This is a genomic window from Streptomyces sp. NPDC087901, assembly GCF_044742205.1.
Taxonomy (GTDB): domain Bacteria; phylum Actinomycetota; class Actinomycetes; order Streptomycetales; family Streptomycetaceae; genus Streptomyces.
Genome location: NZ_JBIUUC010000001.1, coordinates 551463 through 562960 on the forward strand (window position 1 = coordinate 551463; position 11498 = coordinate 562960).

The 11498-nt window shown below is 70.1% G+C and carries 8 protein-coding genes; 5 read left to right on the forward strand and 3 right to left on the reverse strand.

Annotated features, from left to right (window positions below):
- Window positions 1-52 precede the first annotated feature (52 nt).
- Window positions 53-976 (forward strand): helix-turn-helix domain-containing protein, encoded by a 924-nt coding sequence (locus ACIOEW_RS02380; protein ID WP_401961512.1) that lies wholly within the window; start codon window positions 53-55, stop codon window positions 974-976.
- On the opposite strand, the gene ACIOEW_RS02385 is transcribed toward ACIOEW_RS02380, so the two are convergent.
- A complete protein-coding gene (locus tag ACIOEW_RS02385) occupies window positions 946-2439 on the reverse strand; it encodes an MFS transporter (RefSeq protein WP_401960595.1) in 1494 nt (497 codons plus the stop codon). The two genes, ACIOEW_RS02380 and ACIOEW_RS02385, sit on opposite strands and share 31 nt — an antisense overlap.
- Before the next feature lie 15 nt (window positions 2440-2454).
- Window positions 2455-3486, reverse strand: coding sequence for a class A beta-lactamase (gene bla / locus ACIOEW_RS02390; RefSeq protein WP_401960596.1), 1032 nt, complete (start codon window positions 3484-3486; stop codon window positions 2455-2457).
- Between the two features lie 148 nt (window positions 3487-3634).
- Between bla and dusB the strand changes: the two genes are divergently transcribed.
- The 4 genes from dusB to ACIOEW_RS02410 all read left to right on the forward strand — a co-directional run bounded on the left by dusB (window position 3635) and on the right by ACIOEW_RS02410 (window position 10170).
- The gene (gene dusB, locus ACIOEW_RS02395; RefSeq protein WP_401960599.1) at window positions 3635-4783 is read left to right on the forward strand and encodes a tRNA dihydrouridine synthase DusB; all 1149 of its coding nucleotides are present in this window, start codon (window positions 3635-3637) and stop codon (window positions 4781-4783) included.
- A 548-nt stretch (window positions 4784-5331) separates the two neighbouring features.
- Window positions 5332-8043 (forward strand): pyruvate, phosphate dikinase, encoded by a 2712-nt coding sequence (gene ppdK, locus ACIOEW_RS02400; RefSeq protein ID WP_362540925.1) that lies wholly within the window; start codon window positions 5332-5334, stop codon window positions 8041-8043.
- Window positions 8044-8572: 529 nt separating this feature from the next.
- A complete protein-coding gene (locus ACIOEW_RS02405; RefSeq protein WP_362540928.1) occupies window positions 8573-9589 on the forward strand; it encodes a helix-turn-helix domain-containing protein in 1017 nt (338 codons plus the stop codon).
- 161 nt (window positions 9590-9750) lie between these two features.
- Window positions 9751-10170 carry a VOC family protein gene (locus tag ACIOEW_RS02410; RefSeq protein WP_362540930.1) on the forward strand — a complete coding sequence of 140 codons (420 nt, stop codon included), beginning with the start codon at window positions 9751-9753 and terminating at the stop codon, window positions 10168-10170.
- A 57-nt stretch (window positions 10171-10227) separates the two neighbouring features.
- On the opposite strand, the gene ACIOEW_RS02415 is transcribed toward ACIOEW_RS02410, so the two are convergent.
- Entirely contained in the window at window positions 10228-11394 is a 1167-nt protein-coding gene (locus tag ACIOEW_RS02415; RefSeq protein WP_362540933.1) for an alkaline phosphatase PhoX, read from the reverse strand.
- Window positions 11395-11498 lie beyond the last annotated feature (104 nt).

The following is an 11498-nucleotide window of genomic DNA, read 5'->3' on the forward strand; positions in this document are numbered from 1 at the left end:
GCAGCACCTGGCATGGCATCGGACGGTCCCGCACCCTGGAGGCATGACGACGATGGTGACGGCAGCGCGGAAGGACCTAGAAGCGGTTCGGATCCCGGAGGCCCCCGAGCCCCACCGGGAGCTCTCCGGCCCGCCCGAACCCGAGATCCGGCGCCACGAGCTCGCGGACTTCCTGCGCAGCCGCCGGGAGCGGATCACCCCCGAGCAGGTGGGGCTGGTCCGGGGCCGCCGCCGGCGCACCCCGGGGCTGCGCCGCGAGGAGGTCGCCCAGCTCTCCGCCGTCGGCGTCACCTGGTACACCTGGCTCGAACAGGCGCGTGACATCCAGGTCTCGCCCCAGGTCCTCGACGCGCTCGCCCGCGCCCTGCTCCTGGACCGCAGCGAGCGCACCCACCTCTTCTCCCTCGCCGCCGCCATCGACCCGGCACCCGGCACGGAGTGCCCGAGCATCACCCCGGCGCTGCGCACCATGCTGCGGCAACTGGAACCGATCCCGGCCTGCGTACAGAACAGCCGGTACGACGTCCTCGCCCACAACCGCACCTACGGCCGGCTGCTCTGCGACATGGAAGCCGTCGCTCCCGAGGACCGCAACATCATGCTGCTGGCCTACACGAACGAGCAGTGGCGATCCTCGGTCATGGACATCGACGAGGTGGCACGTCTCCTGACCGCCAAATTCCGGGCAGCGATGGCGGAACACCTCGCCGAACCCTCCTGGAAGGCGCTGCGCGAGCGGCTGGAGGCGGCTTCGCCGGAATTCCGGGAGACCTGGGCGCGGCACGAGGTGCTGGGAGCCGGTGGCCGGTCCAAGATCTTCCGCAACGCCCATGTCGGGCTGCTCCGGGTGGAGACCACGGACCTCTGGCTCGGCCCGTCCGCCGGACCGAGGCTGGTGACGTACGTGCCACGCGACGAGGAGACCCGCGAGCGGCTGGAGCGGCTTCAGGCCCTGGTGCTCGCCGACGAGGACTGACCCGCGGGAGCACCGGACGCGGGCATGACAGCAGAATCCTCCAGCCGTTCCGCGGTCCGGCGGGCGGTGTCCCGGGCCCAGCGCCCGCTGCTCAGCGCGCCGACCAGCAGGACGCACACCCCGCAGCCGGTGATGATCCACCAGGCGGCCCTGCTGGCCTCGACGAAGTCGCCCGCGGACCCGCTGCCGTACGAGGAACCGGCCACCCCCGCCGCAAGGACCGCCCCGATCACGGCGACGCCCAGCGTCTGCCCGATCTGGCGGCTGGTCGAGGCGACCGCCGCGGCCACGCCCGCCTGGGAGCGTGGCATCCCGGAGACCGCGGTGTTGGTGATGGGCGCGTTCACCGAGCCGAAGCCCAGACCGAACAGCACATACGCGGTGAACATCGACGCGGTGCCGGTCTCCGCGTCGAACGCCGCGAACATCAGCCCGCTCACCGCCATCGCGACACCGGCGACGAGCAGCGGGATGCGCGGCCCGCGGCTGGCGACGAGCCGGCCCGACAGGGGTGACAGCACACAGACCACCGCCGCCATCGGCAGCATGTAGAGGCCGGCGGTGAGTGCGCTCAGGCCCCGCACGTCCTGCAGATAGAGCGTGTTGACGAAGAGGAAGCCGCCGAGGGCGGCGAAGGCACTGACCGCGATGACGGTGGCCCCGCTGAAGGGGATGCTGCGGAAGAACCGCAGGTCGATCAGCGGGTCGGTGCGCCGGGGCTCGTACACCAGCAGGCCGGTGAGCGAGGCTGCCGCGAGCGCGGCGAGGAGGAGGATCTCCGCCGAGGTCCAGCCCTTCTGCGGCGCCTCGATGATCGCGTACGTCAGCGAGCCCAGCAGCGTGATCACCAGCAGCTGGCCGACGGGGTCCGGGCGACGGGCCTTCGGGGCGCGGGACTCGGGGACGTACCGCCAGGTCAGCAGCAAGGCGGCGATGCCGACCGGCAGGTTGATCCAGAAGATCGACCGCCAGCCGACCGAGTCGACCAGGGCGCCGCCGACCACCGGTCCCGCGGCCATCGAGACGCCGACGACCCCGCCCCACACACCGATCGCACGGGCGCGCTCGCGGGGGTCGGTGAAGGTGTTGGTGATGATCGACATCGCCACGGGGTTGAGCATCGAGCCACCGACGGCCTGCACCATCCGGAACGCGATGAGCATCTCCAGGCTGGGTGCCAGCGAGCAGAGCGCCGAGCCCAGGGTGAACAGGACGAGACCGGCCATGAAGACCTTGCGCCGGCCGATCCGGTCGGCGGTGGACCCCGCGAGCATCAGCAGGGAGGCAAGGACGAGCGTGTACGCGTCGATCGTCCATTGCATCCCCGCGACGCTCGCGTCCAGGTCCTGGCGCATGGCGGGCAGAGCGACGTTGAGGACGGTGACGTCGAGACTGACGAGCAGGAGGCTCATGCAGCAGATCGCCAGTACGAGCATCCGTCGCCGGTGGCTGAGCTCAGGCATTCATGGATAGTACGCCTAACTAACGACTTCCGCTGCCAGTACCCCGGCGACGCCGGCCACCAGCGGATGGTCCCCGGCCGCCCCCGCGTCCCCGTCCGGCTTGGTCGTCAGCACGGCCAGCACCACCGGGGTCCCGTCCGGTGTCCAGGCGATGCCCACGTCGTTGCAGCTGCCGTACGATCCGCCGCCGGTCTTGTCCGCGACCGTCCACTCCGGCGGCAGTCCGAGCCGGAAACGGGTCCCGCTGGTCCGGCAGTTCAGCAGCCAGCCGGTCAGCCGCTCGCGGTCGCCCGGTTCCAGTACGTCCCCGAGCACCAGCCGGGCGTAGTCGCGTGCGATGGCGGCCGGAGTGGTGGTGTCGGTACGCCGCCCGGGCTCGGCCGAATTGAGCTCGGGCTCCCAGCGGTCGAGCCGTGTCGTCGGGTCACCGATCGAGCGGCTGAAACGGGTGATCGCCCCAGGGCCGCCGAGCTCGCGCAGCAGCAGATTGCCCGCGGTGTTGTCGCTGTCGCAGATGGCCGCGTCGCAGAGCTGGGCGACGGTCAGCCCGCTCGCGATGTGTCCAGGTGTGTCGGTGATCGGGGAATCGACCACACAGTCCGCCTTCGTGTAGCGGACGAGCCGGCCGAGCACCTCGCCGTCCCGGTCCAGGTCCCTCAGCACGGCCGCCGCGGCGAGCGTCTTGAACGTGGAGAGTACGGGGAAGAGCTCATCGGCCCGGTGCCGGACGGTGGCCCCGGTGGCCAGGTTGTACGCGAACGCGCCGACGCGGGCGCCATGGACGCGTTCCAGCTCGCGAAGCGCGACGCTGGCGGACCCGGGCCCGGGGGTCCGCGCGGCGGCCCGGGCGGGACCCGCGGTGGAGGCGAGCAGTGCACCGGCTGCCCCTGCGGTGCCCAGTGAGAGCAGGGTGCGGCGGCTGGGGGCCTTTCCGGCGGTCGATGCGGTTGATGCAGCCGATGCCGTCGATGCAGCCGATGCAGCCGAAGCGCCCGGGCCTAAGGGGCGGGCGAGGCGGGTGGAGCGGGCGGGTCGGGCGGAGTTCATGAGCGTCGTTCCCTCGTTCTCTGGTTCGGTACCGTCCCCCTCACGCTACGTGGGGGGTCCGACAACGGAGCCCTGGGACGGGACCCGCGCGACCCGGCGCGTCCCCGCCGCCGCCGGAGCAGTTCCCGGCGTACGCGACAATGGGGGAATGACCACGCTCGCCCCCTCGCCCCAGCTGCTCCGCATCGGCCCGCACACCGTGCAGCCGCCGGTGGTCCTGGCCCCCATGGCCGGCATCACCAACGCTCCCTTCCGCACCCTGTGCCGGGAGTTCTCGGGCGGTAAGGGGCTGTTCGTCAGCGAGATGATCACGACGCGGGCCCTGGTCGAGCGCAACGAGAAGACCATGCAGCTCATCCACTTCGACGCGAGCGAGACCCCGCGCTCGATCCAGCTGTACGGAGTCGACCCGGTCACGGTCGGCAAGGCCGTCCGCATGATCGTCGACGAGAACCTCGCCGACCACATCGACCTGAACTTCGGCTGCCCGGTCCCCAAGGTCACCCGCAAGGGCGGAGGCTCGGCGCTCCCGTACAAGCGGCCGCTGCTGCGCGCGATCCTCAGGCAGGCCGTCTCGCAGGCCGGTGACCTGCCCGTCACCATCAAGATGCGCAAGGGCATCGACGACGACCACCTCACCTTCCTCGACGCCGGCCGGATCGCCGTCGAGGAGGGCGTGACGGCCGTCGCCCTGCACGGCAGGACGACGGCGCAGCACTACGGCGGCACCGCCGACTGGGACGCCATCGCCCGGCTCAAGGAACACGTCCCGGAGATCCCCGTCCTCGGCAACGGTGACATCTGGTGTGCGGACGACGCCCTGAGGATGATGCGCGAGACCGGCTGCGACGGCGTGGTCGTGGGCCGCGGCTGCCTGGGCCGCCCCTGGCTCTTCGGCGACCTGGTGAGCGCGTTCGAGGGTACGGAGACGCGGCAGGCGCCCTCCCTGCGGACCGTCGCGGACGTCATGCTGCGGCACGCGACGCTGCTCGGGGAGTGGATCGGTGACGAGACCCGCGGCGTGATCGACTTCCGCAAGCACGTCGCCTGGTACCTGAAGGGCTTCGCGGTCGGCTCCGAGATGCGCAAGAAGCTGGCGATCACCTCGTCGCTCGACGAACTCGGCTCCCAGCTGCAGGAGCTGGAGCTGGACCAGCCGTGGCCGGACGGTGCCGACGGTCCGCGCGGACGCACCTCGGGCAACAACCGGGTGGTGCTCCCGGACGGCTGGCTGAAGGACCCGTACGACTGCGCGGGCGTCAGCGCGGACGCGGAACTGGACACGTCGGGCGGCTGACAGGCCTCCTCGAGAGGGCACCCGGTGCCCTCTCGGAGCCCTTGCTCATGTGAGCGCGTTATCCCGCGAGAATCGGCCGATCGGGCCGAGAAGTGACGGCCGGCGCGCCCGCGTGATGCGTTTGTCTGCCGCTGTGTGAGCGGAGGGCCACCGGGAGCCACCTGGGAGGCGTCCGGATGGTGACATCTGAGCGGCCGGCTCGGCGTGATTCTCGCCACCTTGAGACAGGTGACGCTCGTTTGAGCGCAAATGAACAGGGTGCACTTCTCAAATGATGGCACTGGGTGCCAGGTAACTTCGGTTTGATCGATCGACTCTCCCCTTACGTACGGTCACATGATCTGCGCGACCGGGGAGCGTTCCGTAGCGATGTGTACAAGTCTTGAATGCAGACGTGCGTTCGGCTCACCCATGGGGTCACTTTCGATCTGCTGGCGGACGGGTGGTTGAGGCCGCATGACGGGCAAGTGGACGTACCGAGACACCTTCGATCTGGGTATGTTCCTCGCCGTCAGGGCAGCCACCGCGTCGTCGAGGAGTCGAGACTCGTGTCGGAAAACGAAGACCTTCAGAAGTTCGTCTACGACTTCACCGAGGGCAACAAGGAACTGAAGGACCTTCTCGGCGGGAAGGGTGCCAACCTCGCCGAGATGACCAACCTCGGGCTTCCCGTCCCTCCGGGTTTCACCATCACCACCGAGGCCTGCAAGGTCTACCTCGACAGCGGCGACGAGCCGGCCGCCCTGCGCGAAGAGGTGAGTGCGCACCTCGACGCCCTTGAGGCGCGGATGGGCAAGAAGCTCGGCCAGGCCGACGACCCGCTGCTGGTCTCCGTCCGCTCCGGCGCCAAGTTCTCGATGCCCGGAATGATGGACACGGTCCTCAACATCGGCCTCTCCGACGCCTCCGTCGTCGGCCTCGTCGCCCAGTCCGGCGACGAGCGGTTCGCGTGGGACTCATACCGCCGCCTGATCCAGATGTTCGGCAAGACCGTCCTCGGCGTCGAGGGCGACCTGTTCGAGGAGGCGCTGGAGGCCGCGAAGGAGGCCAAGGGCGTCACCGTCGACGTGGATCTCGACGCGGGCGACCTGAAGAAGCTGGTCAAGCAGTTCAAGAAGATCGTCACGCGGGACGCCGGACGCGACTTCCCGCAGGACCCTCGCGAGCAGATGGACCTGGCCATAAAGGCCGTCTTCGACTCGTGGAACACCGACCGGGCCAAGCTCTACCGCCGTCAGGAGCGCATCCCCGGCGACCTCGGCACCGCGGTCAACGTGTGCTCCATGGTCTTCGGCAACCTCGGCCCCGACTCCGGTACGGGTGTCGCCTTCACCCGCGACCCTGCCAGCGGCCACCAGGGCGTGTACGGCGACTACCTGCAGAACGCGCAGGGCGAGGACGTCGTCGCGGGCATCCGCAACACCGTGCCGCTCGCCGAGCTGGAGTCCATCGACAAGAAGTCGTACGACCAGCTGATGCAGATCATGGAGACGCTGGAGACCCACTACAAGGACCTCTGCGACATCGAGTTCACCATCGAGCGCGGCCAGCTGTGGATGCTCCAGACCCGGGTCGGCAAGCGCACCGCCGGTGCCGCCTTCCGGATCGCCACCCAGCTCGTCGACCAGGGGCTCATCGACGAGGCCGAGGCCCTGCAGCGCGTCAACGGCGCGCAGCTCGCGCAGCTGATGTTCCCGCGCTTCGACGACGAAGCGAAGACGGAGCGGCTGGGCCGCGGCATCGCTGCGTCGCCGGGCGCGGCGGTCGGCAAGGCCGTCTTCGACTCGTACACCGCGGTCAAATGGTCCCGCTCCGGCGAGAAGGTCATCCTCATCCGGCGCGAGACCAACCCGGACGACCTCGACGGCATGATCGCAGCCGAGGGCATCCTGACCTCGCGCGGCGGCAAGACCTCGCATGCGGCCGTCGTCGCCCGCGGCATGGGCAAGACCTGTGTCTGCGGCGCCGAGGACCTGGAGGTCGACACCAAGCGCCGCCGGATGACGGTGGGCGGGCGGGTCATCGAGGAGGGCGACGTCGTCTCCATCGACGGCTCGACCGGCAAGGTGTACCTCGGTGAGGTACCCGTCGTACCGTCGCCGGTCGTCGAGTACTTCGAGGGCCGGATGCACGCGGGCGCCGACGACGCCGACGAGCTGGTCGCCGCCGTGCACCGGATCATGGCGTACGCGGACCGGGTGCGTCGGCTGCGGGTGCGGGCCAACGCGGACAACGCCGAGGACGCCCTGCGGGCCCGCCGCTTCGGCGCCCAGGGCATCGGGCTGTGCCGCACCGAGCACATGTTCCTCGGTGAGCGCCGCGAGATGGTCGAGAAGCTGATCCTGGCCGACACCGACCAGGAGCGCGAGACGGCCCTGGAGGAGCTGCTTCCGCTCCAGAAGGCCGACTTCATCGAGCTCTTCGAGGCGATGGACGGACTGCCCGTCACCGTACGGCTGCTGGACCCGCCGCTGCACGAGTTCCTGCCCGACATCACCGAACTCTCGGTCCGCGTCGCGCTCGCCGAGTCCCGCAAGGACGCCAACGAGAACGACCTGCGGCTGTTGCAGGCCGTGCACAAGCTGCACGAGCAGAACCCGATGCTCGGTCTGCGCGGGGTCCGGCTCGGCCTCGTCATCCCGGGTCTGTTCGCCATGCAGGTACGGGCGATCGCCGAGGCTGCCGCCGAGCGCAAGAACGCCAAGGGCGACCCGCGCGCGGAGATCATGATCCCGCTCGTCGGTACGGTCCAGGAGCTGGAGATCGTCCGCGAGGAGGCCGACCAGGTCATCGCCGAGGTCCAGGCCGCCACGGGCACGAACCTCAAGCTGAAGATCGGCACGATGATCGAGCTGCCGCGCGCCGCGCTGACCGCCGGTCAGATCGCCGAGGCGGCGGAGTTCTTCTCCTTCGGCACCAACGACCTGACCCAGACGGTGTGGGGCTTCTCCCGTGACGACGTGGAGGCCTCGTTCTTCACCGCGTACCTGGAGAAGGGCATCTTCGGGGTGTCGCCGTTCGAGACGATCGACAGGGACGGCGTGGGGGCGCTGGTGCGCAGCGCGGTCGCGGCCGGCAAGGCCACGCGTCCCGACCTGAAGCTCGGCGTCTGCGGCGAGCACGGTGGCGACCCGGAGTCGGTGCACTTCTTCCACGAGGTGGGCCTGGACTACGTCTCCTGTTCACCGTTCCGCATTCCGGTGGCCCGGCTGGAGGCCGGCCGGGCGGCTGCGGAGTCGAGGGGCAGCGACAGCCGATGACGCGGCGGAGCCACTGACTCCGCCGGCTGCCGCCGGACCGGACGACCCTCATCGGTCCGGCGGCAGCCGCGGAATTCCCGAAGGCGGCGGCACCCTGTGCGGGGGTGCCGCCGCCTTGTCATGTGCACGGGGCACGTGTTCGGATGTCGCGCCGCCCTGGGCCGGGCACCGGAATGTGAGCGCTTTCTGCGGGGCGGTTATTCATTGCTTCGTTTAATGCGCAAAGAGATGGGCCCGTAACGGACCGGGGTGCGGTCCAGGGATCCCCATCCCCGGACCGCACCCGGCTTACCCCCGTCGAGCGCGGAGCCGCACCGTCACCAACCGCCGCCGAGCGAGCAAAACCCCCCACGGCCTTCACCCGCTCTTCCGGTGGCTCCGGAATCGCACCCGACGTCGTACAGCCTTTCGGGTGACGGTGGTTCGGGGCGAGACGTTTCACCTCTGGCCGAAACCCCGTGGTGACGTGTAGTTACCCTTCGCATACTCTTGCGCGGGGGCAATTGCAGGTGCAAGGGGTGGGGGTTCGGTGCTGCGTATCCATGTCTCCGGATGGGACCTTTCCAAGGTGCGGATGGCCACCGGGCCTGACGCATTATGGGAGACCATTCTCAGCTTTCACCGGCTGAGAGACCGGCGGGCTTCCACGGTGTTCGGGAAATGGCGCTCCGAAACCCGGCCACGGTTGAATAATGAAGTACGTCTGCTGTCTGCCGTGGTTCCACCGCGCGGCTATTTCCCGGACTTCCTGACGCCTTCTCAGGAAGGCGCCGAACCGATGGACTTCACCACCGGAATGGAGGCCCTGCGCGACACCCCGCCCGAGCGGCTGCAGGCCGAACTGGCGGTGCTGGGCGCCCAAGAGGCGGCCGGCGGCCGCGGTGCGGTCCGGCGGATGATCCGGCCGGTGGCGCTGGACACGCTGGGGGAGGGGCGCGCCGAGCCCCTGGGCCGGCTCATCGGGGTCCTGCGCGCCTACCACCGGGCCGCCGTCGAGCCCTACTGGCCGCACATCCAGGCCCGCATCGAGGCCGACCGCGCGGTCCGCGGCCGGGCGCTCCTGGACGGCGGCGCCGACGAGTTGCTGGCCTCGCTCCCGCCGGTGATCCGCTGGCGGGCGCCCGTGCTGGAGGCGGACTACCCGGTCGACCGCGAACTGCACCTGGACGGACGCGGCCTGCTCCTCCAGCCGTCCTTCTTCTGTCGCGGCACCCCGGTCGTCTACCGCGACCCGACGCTCCCGCCGGTGCTCGTCTACCCGGTGACCCACGCAGCCGCCCCGGTCTTCGCCGAACCGGGCCCGTGGCTCGGCCGGCTGCTCGGGAACACCCGGTCGACGGTCCTGAAGGTCATCGGCGACGGCTGCACGACCAGCGAGCTCGCCCGCCGGGCAGGTGTCTCCCTCGCCTCGGCGAGCCAGCACGCCAGCGTGCTGCGCGAGGCGGGCCTGGTCCACACCCTGCGCCACGGCAGCTCGGTCCTGCACACCCTCACCCCGCTGGGCGGCTCGTTGCTGAGGGGCGGCGCGCCGCTCGCCGTGTCCTGAGCCTCCGCCTCCTCCGGTGCCGCGGAGGAGGTTTTCCCTCCGGCGCCGTGCGGGAAGGATTTTTCGTCCGGTGCCGATGAGTTCCCGGTGGCCCCGGCGTCTACCTGTCGTAACGCGTTCGAGAAGCGCACACAGGACACCACCGAGAGAGCGGGACGGCCATGCCTCAGATGATTTTCGTGAACCTGCCGGTCAAGAACATCGAGACGACCAAGGACTTCTTCGGCAAGCTCGGATACTCCTTCAACCCGCAGTTCAGTGACGAGCACACCGCCTGTCTCGTCATCAGCGACACCATCTTCGCCATGCTCCTCGAGGAGCCGCGCTTCAAGGACTTCACCAAGAAGGAGATCGTGGACGCCTCGAAGTCCACCGAGGTGATCCTGGCCCTGAGCGCCGAGAGCCGCGAGAAGGTCGACGAGCTGGTGGACACGGCGCTCGCCTCCGGGGGATCGCCCGCCAACGAGACCCAGGAGCTCGGCTTCATGTACGGCCGGTCCTTCCAGGACCCGGACCACCACATCTGGGAGGTCATCTGGATGGACCCGGCGGCCGTCGAGGCCGGTGGCCAGCCGGCCTGATGGCGGGGGAGACGGCCGCGCGGCACCGGTACGGGCGCCGCGCGGCCGGGGTCCCGCTCAGCTGCGGAACGGCCCCGTGACCTCGTACGTGATGCCTCCGGACGAGCTGCCGCTCGTCCCGCGCTGCGAGGAGAAGTAGAGCCGCGTGCCGTCCGGGGAGAAAGCCGGGCCGGTGATCTCCGAGCCGGACTGGCCGCTGATCCGCAGGAACGGGGCGACGGTGTCGTCCGGGGTGATCAGGCAGATCTCCATGTTGCCGCCGTCCTCGGCGACGTAGAGGTCTCCCGACGTGGACCGGGTGACGTTGTCGACGCCGGTCAGCGGGGCGCTGCCGCCGGTGACCAGCGAGTCGTCGTAGACGAGCGAGATGCTGGACGCGTTCGCGTCGTACGCCCACACCCGGTTGTCGCCCTTGGTGGTGAACCAGCAGGTGCCCGCCGCGTAGAAGCAGCCCTCGCCGCCGTTGAACACCTTGGCGCCGGAGACCTGGTAGCGGGTCAGGGTGGGCGAGCCGTCCGGGTCGGGGACCGTCGACCAGGTCACCGGGCCCGAGGTGCCGGTGCCGGCCACCAGGACCTGGAGGGTGCCGGCGGACAAGTTGCCCCAGGTGGTGGGGCGGAAGCGGTAGAAGCGGCCGTCCGTCTCGTCCTCGGTGAGGTAGACGTACCCGTGGTCCGGGTCGGCTGCCGCCGCCTCGTGCTTGAAGCGGCCCAGCGCGGGGCGCTGCACGGCCGCGTTCACGCCCCAGGGGTCCGTCTCGTAGACGAATCCGCGGCTGACCTCCTCGCAGGACAGCCAGGTGTTCCACGGGGTACGGCCGCCCGCGCAGTTGTTGTTGGTGCCGGACAGGATCCGGGAGGCGGAGGTGACGGTTCCGGAGGAGTTGAAGCGCACCGCGCTCGCCCCGCCGCCGCTGCCGGAGGAGACCTCGGCGTTGGAGACGTAGATCCAGCCGCTCCCGTCGGCGAACGTGGCGCCCCCGTCGGGTGCGCTGTGCCAGGCGTACGAGGTGCCGGGGACGGTCTGCCCCGAGCGGGCGATGATTCTGCTGGAGAAGCCGCTCGGCAGCAGGATGCCGTTGCCGTTGGCCGCCTGCAGTGCGCCGTACGGGCCGGTGGCCGGCTGGGCGGGGCCGGCGAAGGCGGCACCCCGCCACAGGGTGCCGCCGAAGGCGGCCGCCGAGCCGCCGATCACGGCTGTGCGCAAGAAGGTCCGACGTTCCACGATCACTCCACGGGTGACGTGAGGGCCCGCCGGTCCGGTCGGCCCGGCGGGTCGAACGTCAGGACAGTAGAGGTGCGCAGTTGACGGAGCGTCAACAGGCGGTG

Excerpts from the sequence above, each read along its gene's own strand:
- ACIOEW_RS02380 (WP_401961512.1), top strand. The coding sequence starts at position 53 with ATGGTGACGGCAGCGCGGAAGGACCTAGAAGCGGTTCGGATCCCGGAG.
- ACIOEW_RS02385 (WP_401960595.1), bottom strand. The coding sequence starts at position 2,439 with ATGCCTGAGCTCAGCCACCGGCGACGGATGCTCGTACTGGCGATCTGC.
- bla (WP_401960596.1), bottom strand. The coding sequence starts at position 3,486 with ATGAACTCCGCCCGACCCGCCCGCTCCACCCGCCTCGCCCGCCCCTTA.
- dusB (WP_401960599.1), top strand. The coding sequence starts at position 3,635 with ATGACCACGCTCGCCCCCTCGCCCCAGCTGCTCCGCATCGGCCCGCAC.
- ACIOEW_RS02410 (WP_362540930.1), top strand. The coding sequence starts at position 9,751 with ATGCCTCAGATGATTTTCGTGAACCTGCCGGTCAAGAACATCGAGACG.